Below are 22,205 nucleotides of genomic sequence, written 5' to 3' on the forward strand. Positions count from 1 at the left end.
ATCATCATGAAGAGAAGGTGTACAGAATGAAAATAGTCAATAATATGGCGGAATTAATCGGTGAGACTCCGCTTGTAAAAGTACGAACGCTCGGTGAAACTACTGGCGCTGAGGTGTATGTGAAATTGGAGTATTTCAATCCAAGCCGTAGTGTAAAAGATCGCGCGGCTTATCAAATGCTTGTAGAAGCCGAGAAAACGGGGGTACTAAAACCCGGTGCCACGATTATTGAGCCGACGTCAGGCAACACGGGAATTGGCTTGGCCATGAATGCTGCAGCAAAAGGATACCCAGCCATTTTTGTTATGCCGGATAACTCTACGATTGAACGTATTAACTTAATGAAAGCCTATGGAGCGAAAGTTGTATTGACACCTAGCTCAGAGCGTATGCCAGGTGCGATCTCTAAAGCGAATGAAATTTCACAGTCCATTGAGAATAGTTTTATTCCGATGCAGTTTGAAAATGAAGCGAACCCTGATAGTCATCGCCATACGACGGCTGTAGAAATTATAGAAGCCATTCAATCCATCAATCGTAAATTAACAGCATTTGTCTGTACTTCAGGAACAGGTGGTACCGTAACAGGAACAGGTGAATCATTAAAAGAGCATGACCCGGCTATTACAGTGCATGTGGTTGAACCTGCAGGGTCACCGGTATTATCAGGTGGCAAACCAGGCAAACATAAACTGGTAGGTACCAGTCCTGGATTTATTCCAACTGTATTAAATACCCATGTCTATGATGAGATTTTCCGAATTGAAGATGACGACGCATATACTACCGTCAGACAATTCGCAAGACAAGAAGGAGTTTTGCTCGGGCCGTCAGGTGGTGCATCACTGTATGCAGCATTGCAAGTGGCGAAACGTTTAACTCCTGAAGATACAGTCGTTTGTATTGCGCCCGATTCTGGTGAAAGATATTTATCGAGTGATTTATTTCAATAATACCCACAAGCAAAAACCTCTTCCCACGTCGGGTAGAGGTTTTTTAGCGTAGAATTTCGGAATAAAAATGATAGAAAGCTATTACCTATAGCATTTAATCACATGTTTTTAAATAGATTGAAAAAATAATCAGAAATCCTATTGACAAAACCTACGTAAATGGTAGATTATATATATATACAAAACATATAAAGTTAGTAGGAATTAAAAAAACGGAGTGACACAAAAATATTTATGAGGGGGAATCAACATGTATTTGAAAATTGAAGGCATTGAAAAGAGCTTTCCCCACAAAGAAAAGGGAACGGTCAAAGTACTAGATCACATCAACCTTGAAATAGAAAAAGGACAGTTTGTTTCTATAGTAGGTCCGTCAGGTTGCGGAAAGTCCACTATGTTGTATTTAATTGCGGGACTCGAAAAAGCTGAGCAAGGGAAAATTAGTATTAACGGAAAAGAAGTAAAAGGGTCGGGTTCAGATCGAGTGGTCGTTTTTCAAGAAGCGGGGTTGTTCCCCTGGCTGACAGTACTCGATAACGTTACATACGGTTTACTATTAAAGAAGATGTCGAAGAAAGAAGCGGAACAAAAAGCGATTGAAATGTTGAAAATGGTCCACTTGGGGAATTACATTAATTCCTATCCGCATGAATTATCAGGGGGGATGAAGCAACGCGTATCCATCGCGCGTGCGCTTGTAATGGAGCCGGATATCCTATTAATGGATGAACCATTCGCGGCATTGGATGAACAAACGCGCATGGTACTTCATAAAGAGTTATTGGATATTTGGAGAAAAACGAAAGTAACCGTTCTCTTCATTACACATAATATTCGTGAAGCGGTATTACTTTCACAAAAGATTGTCGTGTTTGCGACACGTCCTGGGAAAATTAAAGCGACCTTCAAATCCAATGATACAAAAGATGGCGTCATGCCGAATGACGTGACGTTGCAACTCGAAAAGCAGATTTTGGCTGAACTTCAAGAAGAAATAGAGAAAGTGTTGAAGGAGGAGATGGGCGATGACTACAGCTTTAAGACGAATAGTGTTTCTCGGGATACTAGTGGCGATATGGGAAGTCACATCTAGGCTATCGGATTTACCCGATTTTATGTTCCCGAGTTTCACACAAGTCATGTCGACTTTAATTTCTGGACTCATCTCCGGTCAAATCCTCATTGCAATCGGTGCAAGCCTTAGCAGATTGTTAATTGGATTCACGATTGCTTCTGTACTTGGACTGGTGCTTGGTTATTTGATTTGGCGATACAAAATAGTGGAAGACACACTTGGTTTTCTAGTGACAGCTTTACAGTCTATTCCAAGTATTGTCTGGTTTCCACTTGCGATTATCTGGTTCGGTCTCAATGATTTTGCTATTTTATTTATCGTTACATTAGGGGCTACTTGGACGATGATCGTTAACGCAACAAGCGGCTTTAAAAACGTACCAGTATTATATCAGCGTGTTGCCAAGTCACTAGGATCTAGCGGTTTTCACTTTTTGCGGACCGTGATCTTGCCAGCATCCGTACCACAATTAATTTCTGGATTACGCATCGCGTGGGCATTCTCATGGCGTGCACTCATGGCAGGGGAATTACTAGGTGCCGGCGTCGGTCTCGGTCAACTACTAGAATCAGGACGCGCACTTGGTCAAATGGATTTAGTTATTTCTGTCATGATTATCATCGGGGTTATTGGAACTATTATGGATAATGTATTATTTTTGCGTTTGGAACGCAGTGTTGAAAGAAAATGGGGAATTCGGGCGTGACACGCTCTAAGAAAAGGGGATCATCATATGAATAAGAAACTATTGGGTGTATTGCTTTCAGTATTAGCAATTGTGGGGATTTTGTCGGGATGTGGGAAAACAGAGGTAGACAGCGCGGATAAAAAAGAAGTAAAGATTGGATATTTCCCGAACTTAACACATATCGCAACAATCGTTGGACTCGAAAATAATTATTTCGCGGAAGAGTTCGGTGAAGACATTAAGATTACGACGAAGACAGTTAGTAACGGTGGGTTATTCATGGAAGCAATGGCTTCTAATTCGATAGACATCGGAACAGTTGGACCTGGACCTGTAATCAACTATTATGTAAAAGATCCAAAGTATCATATTGTTTCTGGAGCAGTAAATGGCGGTGCGGTATTAGTAGCCAACGGTAAAAGTGGAATTAATGTATTAGCTGATCTTGATGGTAAGAGAATTGCAATTCCTGTAATCGGCAGTACGCAAGATGTAATGCTACGTAAAGCGTTGAAAGACGTGGACCTAAAAGCAAAAGCTAACGGAGGAACAGTGGAGTTTTTCGCATCTGCACCAGCGGATACAGCAACATTATTCATTCAAGATTCAGTTGACGGCGCAGCAACACAAGAACCATGGGGGTATATTTTACAAAATCAGGCGAATGGTAAACTGATTCTTGACTGGGAAGACTTTGCTTGGGGTAAAGAATCTACGAACACAGTTGTCGCAACAAGCGATGCGTTTTTGAAAAACGAAAAACTATCGACTGCTTATTTGACAGCTCACGCCAAAGCAGTTCAATTCATTCGTGATGAGCCAGAAAAAGCACAAGAACTAGTGGTGAAGCACATCAAAGATCTGACTGGTAAAGAAATAGCCAGTGATGAATTGGAAGCAGCCTTCACACGAATCGAAGTGACAACAGATGTAAATGAGGACGTATTGCAAGAGATGGCTGATATCAGTCAAGAAGCAGATTATATCAAAACGAATGAAATCGATGGATTGATTGATCTAGAAGCCATTAAAAAAATTACAGCAAACTAATACTAAGCGAGTATCCATTGTGGATGCTCGTTTTTCTATTTTCGTATCGTTTGATAAATAGCAATAAAACAGGATATGCTAGAATGTAGGTAGAACATAATTTCGCTAGTTGAAAGGATGAGGACAGTGCTGGCAGATTTATTGAACGAATCAAAACGTACTATTGTCTATACTGGAGCAGGAATGTCGACAGAAAGCGGGCTACCAGATTTTCGTTCTGCTAAAACGGGCATGTGGGAAACAGAAGATCCTGCTAAAGTGGCGAGCGTAACTGCTCTCAATCAACAAGTAGAACAGTTTTTCCAGTTTTATAAACAACGCGTCATAGCAGCAAAAGAAACAGGACCGCATAAAGGACATGATATTTTAGCTAAGTGGGAAAAAGATGGCCTGATCGATGGAATTATTACGCAAAACGTCGATGGTTTCCATACGATGGCGGGGTCAAAAAACGTCATGGAACTTCATGGGACACTTCGTCATGTCCATTGTGAAACGTGTGGAAAAGTATACGGTAACGAACGCTACGAACAAGAGGAATTTTACTGCGATTGTGGCGGTAAGTTGCGTCCATCTGTTGTCTTATTTGGAGAAATGCTGCCAGAAGAAGCATTTATTCAAGCGATATTTGAAAGTGAGAAAGCAGACCTCTTCATTGTCTTAGGTTCATCATTAACCGTTACACCTGCGAATCAATTTCCGCTGATCGCAAAAGAGCAAGGCGCGAAGTTAGTCATTATCAATATGGAGCCTACAGAAATGGATCACTTTGCCGATCTCGTTATCAATGAACGCAAAATCGGAGAAATATTGAATGAGGCGGATCAAAAAGTGGATAGTAAGTAATTTGAGATAGAAGAATGAGCGTAGTAAACGGAGGATTTTCATATCACTCTTTTGTTACGCTGTTCTTCTTGTCTCTATTTTTAAAGATGAAAAGAGGGGAATCGATTTGAAAATTTTTCATACCGCAGACTGGCATCTCGGTAAACTCGTCCAAGGAATCTATATGACAGAGGATCAGCGTTATATATTGCAAGCTTTTATAGAAGAGATAAAGAGAGAACAACCGGATGTGGTCATTATAGCGGGAGATCTGTATGATCGCGCAATTCCACCAACTGAAGCGGTAGGTTTATTGAATGAAGTTCTACAGGAAATTGTTATCGATTTGAAAATACCTGTCATCGCTATTGCAGGAAATCACGATAGCCCTAGCCGTCTTCACTTTGGTAGTACGTTCATGAAAGATCAAGGGTTATACATAACAGGAGAGTTGTCTTCGCACTTGTCACCAGTAAAGCTCCAAGACCAATATGGTGATGTTTATTTTCATTTAATACCATATACGGATCCTTCGGTTGTCCGTCACTTGCTTGAAGATGAGTCGATTTCCAGTCATCAACAAGCTATGAAGAAAATTATCGAGCGTATAGAGAAGTCTATGGATCAGGATGCTCGACATGTTTTCGTTGGTCACGCATTCATCACTACGCATGGTGAGAAAGAGGAGAATACAAGTGACGCGGAACGACCCTTATCGATTGGTGGGGCTGAATATGTTTCTTCAGATTTGTTTGAGCCGTTTCATTATACGGCGCTTGGTCACTTACATCAGGCGCATTTCGTAGGCAATGAAACGATTCGTTACTCAGGTTCACCATTAAAGTATTCAATATCGGAAGAGAATCATCAAAAAGGGTATCTCATTGTGGAGCTCGGAAGAAATGGCAAAGTGGAAATTGAGAAAAGATTACTCACTCCTCTTCATGATATGAGAACGGTTGAAGGAACGATGGACGATCTATTAATGATGTCTCACAATGAAGATTATGTGTTCGTCAAGTTGCTTGATACGGTACCAGTCATACAACCGATGGAGAAAATCCGTTCTGTCTTTCCGAATGCCATGCATGTAGAACGTAAACTTTTTGCTTCTTCTACAGACAGTCTAGGCGGAACAGTGAATGTTGAGAAAAAAGAAGACGATCAAGCAATGTTTGCTTCCTTCTTTAAAGAACTTCAAGGCGAAAAAGTAGACGAAGAAACGAAAGAGTTATTTGCTGAAGTTTTGTGGGACGTTATGAAGGAGGAAGAACGTGCATGAAACCCATTATATTAACGATGACAGCATTTGGACCGTATAGAGATAAAGAAGTTATTGATTTTCGTGATTTGAAAGATCATCGTTTATTTGTCATTTCCGGAAAAACGGGTGCTGGCAAAACTACAATCTTTGACGGCATCTGTTTCGCATTATATGGACAGGCAAGTGGAGAGGATCGTACTGACACAAAAGCGTTGCGCAGTCAGTTTGCGCATGATGACATGCAGACGACTGTAGAGTTAACTTTTGATATCCATAAGCGGAGATTTCGTGTCGTGCGTCAGATTCCTTACAGAAAAAAAGGGAATAAATCAGAAACGTTAGGCCGCTGCGAATTATTTGAAAAAAAAGACGAGCAATTCGTTCCGGCGGTAGATCGCCAAATTGTTACGGAGGTAAATGAAAAGATCGAACAGTTGCTAGGCTTTACGCACGCACAGTTTAGTCAAATCATGATGTTGCCTCAGGGGGAATTTCGCAAATTCTTAACATCCGATACGGCAAATAAGGAAGCCATCATGCGGAAAATCTTTAAAACGGAACCGTACCAGAAGATCGTAGAACAGTTAAAAGTAAAAAAAGAAGAAGCGAATGCGGAATATCTTCGTGAAAAACAATTGGGTGACACGATTCTTCATCAAATACCAGCGAAGTTACCCACGCGCGACTCTTTATTATTTACAGAAATACAATCAAAGTACCCCAACTACCATCAGCTTCTAGTAGGTCTTCAACAAGAACATGCCTATTATGAGATACAATCTAAAGAAACTCATAAAGAATATACTAGACTCTATAAAGTTCATAACGAAAAACAACAAGAAATACATGAAGCTCGTTTAATTAATGAACAATTTGCCCAGTTGCTGCAACGCCAAAAAGAATTAGATGGATTGCAGGCGAAACAACCAGAGATGAAAAGTCTCGAACAGCAATTGCAGCAAGCAGAACGGGCCGCGAGATTAGAAGATTTAGAACAACAAGTGAAGTCTAATGTAATGGAATGGCAGAAAAAAGATCGAAGTTATTCTGAAACTGTCACGTTTCTTGCTGATGCGGAGAGAAAGCTATTGTCGGCAAAGGCTTCTTATGAACAGGAACTAGCTAAGGAATCTGAGCGAAATGAAGTAAAAGAACAGTTACTTACACTAAAAAATTTACTTCCAATCGTATCCGGACTCGCAGAACAACGTCAAGTGTTAGAGGAACTTACGAACACGGTAGATCGAGTAGAGAAATCTTTGCTAGGAAATCAGCAAGCAGCAAAGCAACAAAAAGAAGCCATGACCGTGCAGAAAAATGAAATTAGTGAATTGGAAACTTCATTAGAAGACTACGAACAGTTGGTGGATCAACTTTCAACTAGCAAAGCCGTCGCAAAGCAAGTGGCTTTATACAAGCAACAGCTTACACAACAACACGAACTGGAAACAAATTTTACAACCGCTAAGCAACAAGTAGAGCAGTATACAGTTGTCTATCAAGCTCTTGAAAATCGTTGGATTAGTAATCAGGCGGTAGCCCTTGCTGCTTCACTTCATGACGGAGAGTCTTGCCCAGTTTGCGGTAGTGTCGACCATCCAGCTAAAGCAGAAGTTGCAGAAGCCGAGCACATATCGAAGCAACAATTAGACACAGCTAAACTAGAGTTAACGAATAAAGTACAGACTTTCCATACTAAGCAGGCGGAATTGCAACAACTTAAGCAACGTATTGAATTAAGTAAAGCTGAATTGGATGAGCAACAAGTAGATTTGAATCGTGATCATCAAAAAGAACAGGCTGATTTGACGGAAAAAGTAGCTGTCCTTAGAAATAAGCGAGAGTCGTTGAAACAAAAGAAAGACCAACAAAACCAAGCGCAGAAGGCCATGGATGAACTCACTAAAGAACTGAATACATTGGAACAGCAGCGCAATGAATCAAAAGCAGAGCTTGAAACGAAACGAGCCCTCTATAACTATGCACTAACGAAGGTTCCTGAAAATCTACAGGAACTATCCGCATTGCAACAACAAATTACATCTAAAGAAACAATAAGTCAACAACTTGAAAGTGCTTGGAAAACAATTCAACAGAAATTACAAGACGCCTCAACTGAGAAAATAAAATGGGAATCCCGAGAGGTTTTGGAGAAGAAGTCCTTAGCAGATATGAAAGCAAAGGTAGACCATAGTTCAGCTTCCTTTACAAAACGGCTGACAGAAGAAGGCTTTACCTCGGAAGAGAATTATAGGCAAGTGAAACTGCCGACTTCAAAGCGTCAGGCTATTCAGCAACAACTTCAAGTGTTCGCCCAAACGCTTCATACATTACAATCATCCGTAGAAGAACTCAAGAAGTCTGTAGATGGCAAACAGCGAACGGATATGGCAGTGATGGAGCACGAGGTTGAAACAATGAAAACGCAATATGAAGAGGCGTTTGCTCTATGCAATCAATCAAAAGCACGGGAACAAGCAGCGCAGGATCTATACAATGAATTAAAAAATAGCAAATCTAAGGAAGCCGAGCTAGAAAAGACATATGGAAAAATTGTGAATCTCTACGATCTAATCCGTGGTCAAAACCATTTGAAAATTTCCTTTGAGCGCTATATTCAAATCGAGTATTTGGAGCGCATCATTCAAGCTGCGAATATTCGCCTGCGTGATCTTTCAAATGGACAATATGAACTCGTCCGTAGTGACCGTCAAGAAACTAGAGGGAAACAAAGTGGCTTAGGTATAGATGTTCATGACGCATATACAGGGCAGACACGAGACGTTAAAACGCTATCAGGCGGTGAAAAATTTAATGCCTCTTTATGTTTGGCACTGGGTATGGCAGATGTCATTCAAAGCTTCCAAGGCGCTGTACGTATGGAGACGATGTTTATTGATGAAGGATTCGGCGCATTGGATGAAGAGGCTATAGCAAAAGCTATAGATACACTCATCGCGCTTCAGCAGTCAGGGAGAATGATCGGTATCATTTCCCATATCGATGAAATGAAAGAGGCTATTCCTGCTACATTGCAAGTAACTAAATGGAGAGAAGGTTACAGCAAAACGAAATTTGTACTGAGTTGATTAGCGGGGGGAGTAAGACGTAGCTAATCGACTTTGAAATGGAATTCACAAACTATCCAATACACGACTTTTCATTTAATCATCTTATCAATCCAAACTGATCTCTACGGAGGTCAGTTTTTTCTACTTTTAAAAAATCCATGGTGGGTCCTGGCGAATAGTCTGTAAGTTGACAATATAGACAAAAGTTAAATGATTTGACTGGCTGTTGATTTTCCAAATTGAGAAGAGTAATATAAGGGAACGCGATATATTGCATACAAATTAAAGCTTTTGATATTGGGAGGATTTTTATACATATGGAGAACAAACTATCATTTTCATCAAGTCTTGTTATTGGGGTTATGCTATTTGCCTTATTTTTTGGTGCAGGTAATTTAATTTTTCCTGCCGAGCTTGGACAGCTGGCTGGAGATCAAACGTGGAAAGCTATGGCTGGCTTTTTATTTACTGGAGTAGGTTTGCCTTTTTTAGGTATTTTGGCTATTGGTTTTTCTGGCAAGAAAGATTTGCAAGACTTGGCAAGTCGAATTCACCCAGTCTACGCTGTTCTATTTACAGCAATACTTTACTTGACGATTGGCCCGTTTTTTGCAGCACCACGAACAGGGGCTGTGGCATTTGATATTGGTGTTGCTCCATTTTTACATGGTTTCCCTATTGATATTGCCCGTTTTTTATTTACACTCGTGTTCTTTGGTATTAGCATGTGGCTATCATTGAATCCTGCAAAGATCGTTGATCGAGTCGGTAAATATTTGTCACCACTCATCATTATTATATTGATTGGCTTAATTGGTATGACGCTTCTTAATCCAATGGGAAGTGCGCAAGTTTCGCAAGCCCCTTATAATGAAACACCATTCTTTACAGGTTTTCTTAAGGGATACAATACGATGGATGCACTAGCCTCTCTAGTTTTTGGAATCATCGTCATCAACGCATTGCGTGCGATGGGCATTACTAGTAAAAAACAAATATTGACTTCAACGGCTAAGACAGGATTTGTGGCAGCCGGATTTTTAGCCATTATATACATAGGTATTGCGTATTTAGGTGCTACATCGGTTGATTTATTTGGCTATCTGGATGGCGGGGGTTCCGTGTTGAGCGAAACTTCTTCTTATTTATTCGGTACGACAGGACTATTGTTACTCGGAGTTGTGATTATGCTTGCCTGTCTAACAACAGCTATTGGGCTTTTAACTGCATGTGGCGAGTACTTTCATGCAATCATCCCAAAAGTTAGCTATAAACTTTTTGTAGTATTCTTTTCACTATTCTGTTTGGTCGTAGCGAATTTCGGTCTAGCGAATATTATCAATTACTCAATTCCTGTACTGGTTCTACTGTATCCACTGGCCATGGTATTAATCCTGCTAACATTCACCGGCCCTTTATTCCATCAATCCAGCTTGGTATATCGAACAGCGACTGTAACGGCTTTTCTCGTCAGTTTCGTTGAAGCGCTTGTGAAGTTCTACTCACTAGTAGAGAAGGACATGCCGAATTGGCTTGAGACTGTAGAGGAGGCATATACAGCGTACATTCCATATTATACAGAAGGTGTCGGCTGGTTAGTTCCTGTATTGATTGTGACTGTCGTAACAGCTATTGTGGCGGTGGTACACAATAAAAGAGGGCAAGGTGTCCAAAATATCTTTACTAAAGAAAAAGCATAAAATTAAAACAGGATCCGATTTAGGTCGAATCCTGTTTTCTACTCTATTTATCAATCAACTTTTTCAATCGAACGAAACTCCTCGATCGCGCGCAACCAATTTTCCCTCATAACTTTAGTAACTTGCTCACCATTACGCTTACTCATTAAATCTATGATCTGGTCATGTTCTTCAATCGATTTTTCCGTTAGTATAATGGAATTATGAAAGAAAAGTCTACGCACATGAGCTTGTAATGAGACAAGCATGGAAGAAATATATGGATTATTAGCTGTGTCCACAATGATTTGGTGAAATTTTTCATCGGTTTTCAAAGCTTGAAAATAATCTTCCTTTTCAACTGCTAGCGCGAATTTCTTATTCGTTTCCCGCAATTTCCTAATAATACTTTCGGTTAGGTTTGGTATGGAAAGTTCAGCTGATAATGCTTGCAGCGCTGCGAGTGGCGGGAGTAAGTCCGAAATAGATTCCCGATCTACGTCTGTCACTTGTGTTGCTTTACCTGGAAACATTTGAACAAATCCTTGAACTTCTAATAATTGTAGTGACTCACGTATAGGCGTGCGACTCACTCCAAGTGCTTCTGCTAATTCAACGTCATTTAGTTTTTCGCCGGGCTGTAAAGTTCCATCGATAATCCATTTCTGCAGTTGACTAAATGCACTCTCTTTAGCAGTCTTTCGTATGGGTTGTGCGTGGTTAGTTGGTATAGGCAATTTTACACACCATCTTTCTCCAAAAAGTAGTCTTCCCACCATGTTTATTTCACTCATAACCAATATACAGTATACTACAACTTATTCCTGTTGTTTAACAGTATTTTGCACATTGTAGTGAAATAATTAGGAATTGTTATAAGATTTGGATTATTAAAAGTGTATGATAAATGCAAAAAGTTCTTGTAGTTTCTGCTTATATTTGATAGATTAATGTCTATACATGATTTGCTTTCTCAGTAGATTTAATTTTACGAATCTTTAAAAATGTTATTGCAAATCTAGTAAATGTTTGGTATCGTTTACATGTGTACTATAACAAATTTATATCCGAATACGCTGTAACATATTATCATTTCAACTTGATGATGAAAGCGGTTTCAGTGAGATGGGGGGAATAGGAACTAATTTACTACGCTATATAAAATAGAAAGGGGATTAACTAATGACTAATCAAGTGGCACGTGGGAAATCCACGATGGATTATGAAAAACTTGTTCAAACAGAAGACTTTAAGGGTCTTGTAAAAAGAAAAAAGAACTTCGCTACACCTTTTGTTATTTTCTTCTTCGCAGCGTACTTTATTCTTCCACTATTAACTGGTTATACAAAAATTTTAGAAACACCTGCAATTGGTGCAATGACATGGACCTGGGTCTATGCATTTTCCATGTTCATTATGGTATGGGTATTCACGTCCATATACATGAATAAAGCAAAACACTTTGATGTTGAAGTGGACAAGATTATAGAGAAAAACGTTTTAAAATAAGGGGGTTGTGTTCATGAGTTGGATTTCATATGTTATATTCTTCGCTGTAATCGCGCTGACACTCTACATTACATATTGGGCGGCAAAGCAGACGACTACAGCAAGTGACTTTTATACTGCCGGTGGTTCATTAACAGGTTGGCAAAATGGTATGGCGATTGCTGGTGACTACTTATCCGCAGCATCTTTCCTAGGGATCGCGGGTGCAATTTCACTAAACGGATTTGACGGTTTCTACTATAGTATTGGCTGGTTAACAGCTTATCTAGTTGTTTTATTCTTAATTGCTGAACCACTACGTAACTTGGGTAAGTTTACGATGGCAGATATGATCGGTGCACGTTTCGGCGCTAAGAAAGTGCGTGGAGCAGCAGCATTGAACACAATTACTATCGTAATGTTCTACATGCTTGCACAATTAGTAGGTGCGGGTGCTCTTATTAAATTATTATTCGGTATCGAGTATTGGATGGCAGTTCTAATCGTTGGAACGATGATGTTAATCTACGTTCTATTCGGTGGAATGACTGCGACAAGCTGGGTACAAATTGTTAAGGCAATTCTTCTGATGATGGGTACAATCATTATCTCCTTCTTGGTACTTATGAAGTTTAACTTCAACTTTATTAGTATGTTTGAGGTCATGAAAACGGCTACTCCACATGGTGAAGCGTTCCTTCACTCAGGGGTTGTGTATAAAGACACAATTGGACTTATTTCAGTATTAATCGCATTGGTTTTAGGTACTGCTGGTCTTCCACACATCTTAATGCGTTTCTTCACAGTTAAAGATGCGAAAACAGCACGTTCTTCCGTTATTTATTCTGTATGGATTATTGGTATCTTCTATGTATTGACAATCTTCCTTGGATTTGGCGCAGCTAAATTCGTTGGAGCGGATGCAATCATCGCAGAAAACGCTGCAGGGAACATGGCAGCACCAATGTTGGCTGGAGTTCTTGGTGGAGACGCACTAGAATCCTTCGTTGCAGCTGTTGCATTTGCGACAATCCTAGCAGTTGTTGCAGGACTTGTACTATCTGGTGCTTCTGCAATCGCTCACGATATTTACGGACAAATCTTTAAAAATGGTAATGTAACTGAGAAACAACAAGTTGCAGCTGCTCGTTGGGCTTCTATCGCAATTGGTGTTGCTTCTATCCTTCTTGCACTTGGTTCTGAAAAGCTGAACGTTGCGTTCTTAGTATCACTGGCATTCTGTGTTGCTGCATCCGCAAACGTACCAACTATTCTATTAACTATTTATTGGAAGAGGTTCAATACAACAGGTGCTGTTGCTTCAATGTTGACTGGTCTAATCGTTGCACTAGTTCTTGTTGCAATCAGCCCATCAGTAATGAACCCAGTTGAGGGAGCTACTCTTATTACTGGTAATCCAATCTTCCCATATGCTAACCCGGCTATCGTTTCCGTACCAGCAGGTTTCCTTGCTGCTTGGATTGGTACACTTGTTAGCTCTAAGCGACATGAGAAAGATGAAGTTTCTTATGCAGAAGTTCGTTTCAAAGCGGAAACTGGCTACAAAGAGCTTGATCTTTAATAATTAGCCTGATATTCAACCAATGGTTCCCTCTTCTACAAGCACGACAGAAGAGGGAATCATTTTTTATTTAAAGGATAAATTGTGTAGTTAGATAAGGCATTGATCTTTTGTTGATAGTTCTTGCGTAAAGACTATTGAATGTAAGTAGATAGGTGCTGATGACATTTGGATTTGAATAATATGAAGTGAGATCTCGTGATGGTCAATATGAATAGGAGGTTTTGAAATGCTGAAGATGGTAAAAGATCAGGAATGGTATGATAAAATTCATAGAAATCCGTTGTTTATGAACACGTCAGAAAAGGAATTTGATCAGCTATTACTGGAATGTAAGCTCAAGATGTATGAAGAAGCGGAGAGATCTAACTATTTCAAAACACCTCAGGAAGGTTTACTCATCGTGTTGAAGGGATCCGCAGAGGTTCAAATAGAGGGGCAAGCTGGTAGCTCAGTCACACTAGAATTTATTCAAGAAAATGAAGTCATTGGCTTTTCCAATTTTGCTTACTACTTAGGGGAAATGGACCGGCCGCTTGATAAACATCATATTGATATGGTCGTGGCCGAAGGCTCCGTTTGTCTCCAAGTTCCGTATGAAGTGATTAAGCACCGGATGGACGATCAACATGTGCGGGACTATATCTTGCGTAAAATGTCGATTCGTTTGGCGAATGTCTATACCTCGTTAGGAGAACAAGTACGTTTGGCTGATGAATATGGTGAGAGTGAACCGTATGTCCGTCGTGTACAGGATTTCATGAGCAGTCCAGTCGTGACAATTCATGCGGAGGCAGAAACGAGGGAAGTAGCTGAGTTGATGATTAAACACTCCATTAGCTCTGTTATTGTTACAGATCAGTCGGGCAAGTTGCTTGGAATCGTGACGGAAAAAGATCTAGTCGAACGAGTGATAGCGGGCGGCGGTTCCGCAATCGGACTAAAGGCGAAAGATGTCATGACGAAAAAGCCGCATACGGTCAAAGTAACCGATTATTATTATGAGGTCTTGACTAAATTCTATAAACATGGAATCAAGCATTTGCCAGTAGTCAAAGCAGGGAAGCCTGTAGGTATTGTGACATTTGCTACGTTGATGACGAAACGCGATCGTAATTCCATGAATATCTTAAAAACGATAGAAGAAGCTTCCTTTGAAAATTTGCCTGTCGTTAAAGCAGCAATTTACGATGTCCTATCCAATTTAATTCAGGATGAAATTTCAACCATCCATACATTAGAAATCATTACAAAGTTCTATGATCGTCTAGCGAAGCATTGCGTTATGCTGGCCGTGCAGTCACTTGAAGATCAAGGGAAAGGGACTCCGCCTGTCGCGTTTGCTTGGTACCAGATGGGCAGTGGCGCACGTGGAGAGCAGTTTATGCTGACTGATCAGGATCACTTTCTGGTTTATGAAGATGTATCGAGAGAGGAATCCGAGCAAGTCGAGAACTATTTCGACCTTCTCGGCAACGAAATTGTCGTTCACCTTGAACAAGCGGGCTATACTAGGTGTATCGGATTCATGATGGCTAGTGAATCGCAGTGGCGCGGCACTATGGCAATTTGGCACGAACGTATTCGCCAATGGGCGCTGCGGTCTACACCTGAACAGATCTTGCTCGGATACAACTTCCTATCATTCCGATTCCTTTATGGTGAAACGGCTGTCAACGAGCGCTTTATCTTAATGGTTCAAGATTTGTTGAGAAAATCAGCTACATTTATTTACTATATGGCACAACAGGAAAAAGAGAAACCAATACCACAATTGCAACAAAACTTTTTGACTATTTTCAGGGGACGCAGTAAAGCAGATGTGATTGATATTAAGAAACATGCTCTATTCCCGCTTCATCATTGTTTGCAAATTTTAGGAGTCAGCAATGGTATCATTAACGCAACACCTCTTGAGATTATCTCCGCTTTGCAGAAAAAGAGAAAAATCACGAAAGACTTTGCGGAGGAAATTCGTCATGCATATGAAATATCTTTAAGTATGAGAATTTCCATGTCGTGGGAGAAACACTTACGAGATGAGAAAATTTCTACAGAAATCGACTTGCGCAAACTAAGAAGATGGGAGTTAAACGAATTGCGTACAACGCTAGATACAGTCAGAGCACTTCAAACACATTTATTATCAAAACTTTAAGAAAGTATAGATAAAGGTCCCTGTACAAAATTCACGCATATTGTACTATATAGGTAGGGGGCGATATCATGTTTTGGAAGAAGAAAAAATTAACGTATGAATTACAACAATCAATACAGCTAAATACGCCGCTGCAAGATATGAATTTCACAGTGTTTGATACAGAGACTACTGGTTTTGCAATTGGTGCAGACGATCGAATGATTGAGATAGGTGCCGTACAAGTTGAAGGATTTGAGGTTACGGATCATGTATTTCAAACATTTGTGAATCCGTCAAGAGATATTCCTCCTATCATCAGCAAGCTGACCACTATACAGCAGTCACAAGTGGACCATGCCCCTATGCCTCTTCCAGCTATTGAAGAATATTTTGCCTTTATAGAAAAACATAAAAGTGCGGGCTGGGTTGGACATCATGTCAGTTTTGATGAAATGGTGATTAAGAAAGAATTAAGCCGTCAGAAATGTACATTTCAAACCCCTACATCATTCGATACGATGCATTTGATTAATTATTTGGATCCTACAGGTGAGCAACAGGACTTGGAAGATTATGCACTTCTATTCGGCACAGAAGTGTTCGAACGACATCGTGCATTAGGCGATGCGTTGACAACGGCATATGTATTCACGGCACTACTTAGAAAACTTGATCGTCAAGGCGTGAAGACATTGGCGGATTTACTACGAATTAAAAATGGTGGAGCACAAAAATTTGTTTCTCAAACGTAAATTCAGTTATCGGCTTCGCCATTCAATGAAACTTGAGTGGCGGGCTTATTTCGTTGTTGTGGTATAGTAGAAATTACAGAGTTGCACAATGGGTGGAGGACGTGGAGTTATGAATAAACGTCAAGCGATTTTATTGATCGTCATTATATTGGCTATTGCAGTGTATTGCTGGATATTGTTTGTTGAATTACCGAATAAGACTGTGGAAGAAGCAACGACATACATAGTGTCTTTAATTAGCTACATTGTATAGAAAGGGAGTAGATACATATGGATATCATCATCATTACAGGTGCATCTAAAGGAATCGGTCAACAATTACTTAGCCAATTTACAGAAACAGGGGCAACCGTCTATGGTTTGGCACGGACGAATCCAGATCAGCTACACACGATGTATGAAGTAGATCTCATGGACTGTGAAAAAGCGACTGCCATTCTTGGGGGCATAGTTAGTCAACATCTGGAGGATGCTAGTTCTTTCACGCTGATCAACAACGCCGGTATTGTGGATCCGATTAGTTTGGTAGGTTCATTGGACACTCAAAAAGTGGAGCAAGCCATTAAAGTGAATTTAACGGCACCGATTCAATTAATGAATGTATTTATCGATTCATTGAAAGACTTCGAGGGAACGAAAAAGATCATGAATATCTCTTCCGGAGCAGGCCGCAGTGCGTATGAAGGATGGGGAATTTATTGTACGACGAAAGCTGGACTCGATCAGTTTTCACGTGTCATTGCATTGGAGCAAAAGATGGCAGACTACCCAACAGGGATTGTTTCCATCGCGCCAGGAATTATCGATACGGGTATGCAGGAGACGATTCGTTCCTCATCTGAACAACAATTTCCACACCTGAAAAGGTTCGAGGCATATAAGAGGGAAGGGCAGTTAAGTTCAGCCTCTGAAACGGCAGAAAAACTCGTGCGATTTGTGAACGAAGTGGACTTCCTGGAAATCGACCCTATTGCAGATATTCGTCAATTTGATTGATGAAAACCCGTCGCCACTTTTACTTGTGGCGACGGGTTTTTATGATTCTCCGGCTTCTAACTTTCGCACTTCCGTAAAATCTTTCATTTTCTCGAGTGCAAGTAGAAACGGAGGGTTTCTTCTCTGATTTAGCAATTCGTAGCGGATCGCATGCACATCACCTTGGTGCAATGTCGAAACATAATCAAGCAGTGCATCACGTTCTTCACTGCCACCTTCATGTCCATCATAGACAGTGATTGTGATGATTCCGGATTTTTTCAGCAAACTTAGTAACGCATCGATTGCTGCAATTGTAGAAGATGGCGTCGTGATGATACTAGGATCTTCACTGTAAGGTAAATATCCTAAGTTGAACATAGCACCGCTGATCTCGCCCTGCACGTATTGGGGGACATTCGCGTGGCTGTCATGAATGAGTGTAGCGCGATTAGCTAGCTCACCAAGATGTTGCTCCGTTGTCTCTAGTGCTTGCTGCTGAATATCAAATGCGAAAACACGACCTTCGTCCCCAACTAAGTTCGCTAAGAAAAGGGTGTCGTTGCCATTCCCGGCTGTCGCATCGACAACTGTATCTCCAGGCTGCACGCGTTCAGTAATTAGCCGTTTTGCAATCGGCAGTACACGGTGCAGTAATATATTTGTCACATTATTTCACCTCTTGCAGATGTTTTTTCCCTTGCCAACTATTACGTCTTTCCAATTCTTCATCAATTCCATTCAGGACTTCCCATTTCGTGACGCTCCACATCGGTCCAATTAATAAATCGATTGGGCCGTCACCTGTAATACGATGCACAATCATTTCGGGAGGCATGATTTCGAGTTGATCAACTACCAAATTGATGTACGCTTCTTTCGTTAAAAATTCCAGTTTGCCTTTTTCGTATTGCTTTACCATAGGTGTTCCTTTTAATAAATGCAGTAAATGAATTTTGATCCCTTGGACATCCAGTTCAGCAACTGCTTGAGCGGTTTCCATCATCATTTCCTCAGTTTCACCAGGCAAACCATTGATGATATGGCTGCAAATATTAATATTGTGTTTACGTAACTTATCGACACCTTCTTTATAGCATTGGAAATCATGCGCACGGTTGACGAGTTTTGCAGTCGATTCATGTACGGTCTGCAAGCCTAGTTCTACCCATAGATAGGTGCGTTCATTGAGTTCGGCTAAATACTCGACTACGTCGTCGGGTAGACAGTCGGGACGCGTAGCGATTGATAATGCCACAACGCCTTCTTGTGCCAACGCCGCTTCAAACTTTTCTTTTAGAACAGGAAGAGGGGCGTGTGTATTCGTATAGGCTTGGAAATAGGCCATGTATTTCGCATCTTTCCATTTACGCTGGGAACGTTCTTTGATTTCAGCGAATTGAACTTCAATTGCATCTACGCGATCTCCTGCAAAATCACCTGATCCCGCCACGCTACAAAACGTACAGCCACCATGTGCAACAGTACCGTCACGATTCGGGCAGTCAAACCCTGCGTCAAGCGCTACTTTGGCGATTTTGCAACCGAATGTATCCTTCAAATGTCTTGACCATGTATGGTATCGTTTCCCTTCACTTGGAAACGGAAGATTGATTTCATTCATTCTGTACAGCTCCTTTACATCAGACATTGTACCATGGAATATACAGTGATATCACATAACAAATCGCAGGAACGATTGTGTTTACGACAAAAAGCAACAGGGAAGGCTTGTATTCAGCGTGCGTTTCGGGTAAACTGAATAAAATAATGAAGGCAATGATGAGGAATAGTACTTCTTACGCTACTTTTTAGAGAGCAGACGGCTAGTGCAAGTCTGTAGTAGTGGGGAACGAACTCGCCTTTGAGCCTGTATTGGTGAATACTTGTAACTAATACCGTACTCCGCGTTAAGGAATCAAGTTGGACGGCGTAGACCGTCAATTTGGGTGGTACCGCGGGAAACTATATAGACTCTCGTCCCTTTATAGAGGGACGGGAGTCTTTTTTTATCTGTACGCACCAATACAAGTAAAGAAATCGAATCATAGTGGAGGAGTTTTTGACATGAGTTATAAGCACACGCAAATTGAAGAGAAGTGGCAAAAGTATTGGAAAGATCACGATACATACAAAATGGTTGACGATCCATCCAAGCCTAAATTTTACGCATTGGATATGTTTCCCTATCCGTCAGGCGCGGGTCTGCACGTTGGGCATCCACTTGGCTATATCGCGACAGATATTTTAAGTGCATTCAAACGTAAGCAAGGATATAACGTATTGCACCCTATGGGATGGGATGCATTCGGATTGCCTGCTGAGCAGTATGCGATTGATACAGGAAATGATCCAGCTGAATTTACAGCGAAGAACATTGCAACATTTAAACGCCAAATGCAAGATCTTGGATTTTCTTATGATTGGTCTCGTGAAATCAATACAACGGATCCAAGCTATTATAAATGGACGCAGTGGATTTTCATTCAACTATATAAACGTGGTCTGGCGTATATTGATGAAGTAGCAGTTAACTGGTGCCCAGCGCTAGGAACGGTACTGGCGAATGAAGAAGTGATCGACGGTTTGTCTGAGCGTGGAAATCATCCAGTTGAAAGACGTCCAATGCGCCAATGGGTGTTGCGGATTACGGAATACGCAGATCGTCTGTTAGAAGACTTGGATGATTTGGACTGGCCTGAAAGCCTAAAAGATATGCAACGCAACTGGATCGGTCGTTCTGAAGGCGCACAATTAACGTTTGAAATTGCAGACACTGAGCATTCATTCGAAGCATTTACTACACGTCCGGATACGATTTTTGGTGCGACGTATGCAGTGTTGGCTCCTGAACATAAATTAGTCAGTGCCATCACTACCGATGCACAGCGTGAAGCAGTAGAAAAATATATTGAATCCGTAAAATCAAAAAGTGATCTTGAGCGTACAGATTTGGCAAAAGACAAATCGGGCGTATTTACCGGAGCATACGCAATCAACCCTGCAAGCGGTGCAAAAATGCCGATCTGGATTGCAGACTATGTATTGGCTACGTATGGCACAGGTGCAATCATGGCGGTTCCTGCACATGATGAGCGTGACTATGAGTTTGCGGAAAAATTCGATTTACCGATTGTGGAAGTTGTTGCGGGCGGAAACATTGAAGAAGAAGCATATGCAGGAGAAGGCGAACACGTGAATTCGGACTTCCTAAATGGATTAGGGAAAGAAGAAGCTATTGCAAAGTCCATTGAATGGTTCGAAGAGAATGGTACGGGCGAACGCAAAATTACGTATCGTCTGCGCGATTGGTTATTCTCTCGTCAGCGTTATTGGGGCGAACCGATTCCTGTCATTCATTGGGAAGATGGCACGATGACTACAGTCGATGAATCTGAATTGCCGTTGATGTTGCCGGTGACCGATAATATTAAGCCAAGCGGAACAGGTGAATCACCACTTGCAAATATTACGGAGTGGGTTAATGTCGTCGATCCAGAAACAGGTATGAAAGGTCGTCGCGAAACGAACACGATGCCACAATGGGCAGGAAGTTGCTGGTATTACTTGCGTTATATCGATCCGAATAATGATGACATGATAATTGACCCGAAATTGGCTGAACGTTGGTTGCCTGTTGATATCTACGTAGGGGGAGCGGAGCACGCAGTTCTGCATTTATTGTATGCTCGTTTCTGGCATAAAGTATTGTACGATATTGGAGTTGTACAAACGAAAGAGCCATTCCAAAAGCTCTTCAACCAAGGGATGATCTTAGGTGAAGGACATGTGAAAATGTCTAAGTCGCTAGGTAACGTCATCAATCCGGATGATATCGTTCATTCACACGGTGCAGACACATTGCGTATTTATGAAATGTTCATGGGACCACTGGATGCATCAAAAGAATGGTCTACAAATGGACTAGACGGATCTCGCCGTTTCCTTGATCGCATTTGGCGTCTGCTCGTCAATGAAGATGATACATTGACAGATAAATTGACGGATGAAACCGGCGGACCGCTAGAGAAAGTCTATAATCAGACAGTCAAAAAAGTTACAGAAGATTACGAAGCCATGCGCAATAATACAGCGATTTCTCAATTGATGGTATTTATTAATGAAAGCTATAAAGCAGAGAAGTTGCCAAAAGCTTATATTGAAGGATTCCTTCTGTTAATTTCACCTATCACGCCACACTTGGCTGAAGAATTGTGGTCGAAACTAGGTCACACGGACACGATTGCCTATGCACAGTGGCCGACATTTGATGAAGCAAAATTATCGGATGACACAGTGGAAGTAGCGGTACAGATCAACGGTAAGATTCGTGCGAAAATTACTGTAGCCAAAGATAGCTCGAAAGAAGAGCTAGAGCAAGTGGCTTTGGCAAACGAAGACGTGAAGCAATGGATGGAAGGTAAGGAATTGAAGAAGATTATTGCGATTCCTGGACGCCTTGTAAATATTGTAGCGGGTTAATGAAATGTAGAAAGCCGGTTGGAGATTTTCTCCAACCGGCTTTTTCGATGTGCGCCCAGCATGGGTGTAGTCTATAGGGTGCAAGTCCCGAACTGTGAAGGCAGAAGTAACAGTTAGCTCAACGCAAGGGTGTCCATGGTGACGTGGAATCTGAAGGAAGCGAGCGGCAAACCTCCGGTCT

General features: G+C 41.1%; 18 protein-coding genes and 1 other annotated feature. Of the genes, 15 read left to right on the forward strand and 3 right to left on the reverse strand.

Annotation, left to right across the window (positions count from 1 at the left end):
- Positions 1-26 precede the first annotated feature (26 nt).
- The 8 genes from cysK (at position 27) to brnQ (ending at position 10,626) form a co-directional block, all read left to right on the forward strand.
- A complete protein-coding gene (gene cysK / locus CSV60_RS09790; protein WP_099636868.1) occupies positions 27-953 on the forward strand; it encodes a cysteine synthase A in 927 nt (308 codons plus the stop codon).
- 250 nt (positions 954-1,203) lie between these two features.
- The gene (locus CSV60_RS09795; protein ID WP_099636869.1) at positions 1,204-2,046 is read left to right on the forward strand and encodes an ABC transporter ATP-binding protein; all 843 of its coding nucleotides are present in this window, start codon (positions 1,204-1,206) and stop codon (positions 2,044-2,046) included.
- Positions 1,979-2,734 (forward strand): ABC transporter permease, encoded by a 756-nt coding sequence (locus CSV60_RS09800; RefSeq protein ID WP_099631493.1) that lies wholly within the window; start codon positions 1,979-1,981, stop codon positions 2,732-2,734. Before CSV60_RS09795 ends, CSV60_RS09800 begins: the two co-directional genes overlap by 68 nt.
- A 27-nt stretch (positions 2,735-2,761) precedes the next feature.
- Positions 2,762-3,766: an aliphatic sulfonate ABC transporter substrate-binding protein gene (locus tag CSV60_RS09805; protein WP_099636870.1), complete on the forward strand. Its 1,005-nt coding sequence runs from the start codon at positions 2,762-2,764 to the stop codon at positions 3,764-3,766.
- A gap of 126 nt (positions 3,767-3,892) precedes the next feature.
- Complete coding sequence (locus tag CSV60_RS09810; RefSeq protein ID WP_099631495.1) at positions 3,893-4,612, forward strand: NAD-dependent deacylase; 720 nt, start codon at positions 3,893-3,895, stop codon at positions 4,610-4,612.
- Between the two features lie 106 nt (positions 4,613-4,718).
- Positions 4,719-5,873 (forward strand): exonuclease SbcCD subunit D, encoded by a 1,155-nt coding sequence (locus CSV60_RS09815; RefSeq protein ID WP_099636871.1) that lies wholly within the window; start codon positions 4,719-4,721, stop codon positions 5,871-5,873.
- A complete protein-coding gene (locus tag CSV60_RS09820) occupies positions 5,870-8,944 on the forward strand; it encodes an AAA family ATPase (RefSeq protein WP_099636872.1) in 3,075 nt (1,024 codons plus the stop codon). Before CSV60_RS09815 ends, CSV60_RS09820 begins: the two co-directional genes overlap by 4 nt.
- Before the next feature lie 299 nt (positions 8,945-9,243).
- Positions 9,244-10,626, forward strand: a complete 1,383-nt coding sequence (gene brnQ / locus CSV60_RS09825; protein ID WP_099636873.1) for a branched-chain amino acid transport system II carrier protein — start codon at positions 9,244-9,246, stop codon at positions 10,624-10,626.
- A 50-nt stretch (positions 10,627-10,676) separates the two neighbouring features.
- Here brnQ and CSV60_RS09830 read toward each other — a convergent pair whose 3' ends face one another.
- The gene (locus CSV60_RS09830) at positions 10,677-11,342 is read right to left on the reverse strand and encodes a GntR family transcriptional regulator (protein WP_099631513.1); all 666 of its coding nucleotides are present in this window, start codon (positions 11,340-11,342) and stop codon (positions 10,677-10,679) included.
- A 445-nt stretch (positions 11,343-11,787) separates the two neighbouring features.
- Here CSV60_RS09830 and CSV60_RS09835 point away from each other — a divergent pair, with 445 nt between their 5' ends.
- The 6 genes from CSV60_RS09835 to CSV60_RS09855 all read left to right on the forward strand — a co-directional run bounded on the left by CSV60_RS09835 (position 11,788) and on the right by CSV60_RS09855 (position 17,563).
- Positions 11,788-12,114, forward strand: a complete 327-nt coding sequence (locus tag CSV60_RS09835; RefSeq protein ID WP_099631499.1) for a DUF485 domain-containing protein — start codon at positions 11,788-11,790, stop codon at positions 12,112-12,114.
- 13 nt (positions 12,115-12,127) lie between these two features.
- Positions 12,128-13,675 (forward strand): solute symporter family protein, encoded by a 1,548-nt coding sequence (locus CSV60_RS09840; RefSeq protein WP_099631500.1) that lies wholly within the window; start codon positions 12,128-12,130, stop codon positions 13,673-13,675.
- 229 nt (positions 13,676-13,904) lie between these two features.
- Positions 13,905-15,833: a DUF294 nucleotidyltransferase-like domain-containing protein gene (locus tag CSV60_RS09845; protein ID WP_099636874.1), complete on the forward strand. Its 1,929-nt coding sequence runs from the start codon at positions 13,905-13,907 to the stop codon at positions 15,831-15,833.
- Positions 15,834-15,901: 68 nt separating this feature from the next.
- Positions 15,902-16,567, forward strand: a complete 666-nt coding sequence (locus CSV60_RS09850) for a 3'-5' exonuclease (protein ID WP_099636875.1) — start codon at positions 15,902-15,904, stop codon at positions 16,565-16,567.
- A 109-nt stretch (positions 16,568-16,676) separates the two neighbouring features.
- Positions 16,677-16,820: a hypothetical protein gene (locus tag CSV60_RS15850; protein ID WP_158233170.1), complete on the forward strand. Its 144-nt coding sequence runs from the start codon at positions 16,677-16,679 to the stop codon at positions 16,818-16,820.
- 17 nt (positions 16,821-16,837) lie between these two features.
- Positions 16,838-17,563: an SDR family NAD(P)-dependent oxidoreductase gene (locus CSV60_RS09855; RefSeq protein ID WP_099636876.1), complete on the forward strand. Its 726-nt coding sequence runs from the start codon at positions 16,838-16,840 to the stop codon at positions 17,561-17,563.
- Between the two features lie 39 nt (positions 17,564-17,602).
- On the opposite strand, the gene mnmM is transcribed toward CSV60_RS09855, so the two are convergent.
- Together mnmM and mnmL are read right to left on the reverse strand one after the other, a co-directional pair.
- The gene (gene mnmM / locus CSV60_RS09860) at positions 17,603-18,202 is read right to left on the reverse strand and encodes a tRNA 5-(aminomethyl)-2-thiouridylate-methyltransferase MnmM (protein ID WP_099636886.1); all 600 of its coding nucleotides are present in this window, start codon (positions 18,200-18,202) and stop codon (positions 17,603-17,605) included.
- 10 nt (positions 18,203-18,212) lie between these two features.
- Positions 18,213-19,166: a tRNA modification radical SAM protein MnmL/YtqA gene (mnmL, locus tag CSV60_RS09865; protein WP_099636877.1), complete on the reverse strand. Its 954-nt coding sequence runs from the start codon at positions 19,164-19,166 to the stop codon at positions 18,213-18,215.
- Between the two features lie 146 nt (positions 19,167-19,312).
- Positions 19,313-19,530 (forward strand) — a binding site (T-box leader).
- 79 nt (positions 19,531-19,609) lie between these two features.
- Here mnmL and leuS point away from each other — a divergent pair.
- Positions 19,610-22,024 carry a leucine--tRNA ligase gene (leuS, locus tag CSV60_RS09870; protein ID WP_099636878.1) on the forward strand — a complete coding sequence of 805 codons (2,415 nt, stop codon included), beginning with the start codon at positions 19,610-19,612 and terminating at the stop codon, positions 22,022-22,024.
- The last annotated feature ends 181 nt before the right edge of the window (positions 22,025-22,205 follow it).

Source organism: Sporosarcina sp. P7 (assembly GCF_002743425.1).
GTDB lineage: Bacteria > Bacillota > Bacilli > Bacillales_A > Planococcaceae > Sporosarcina.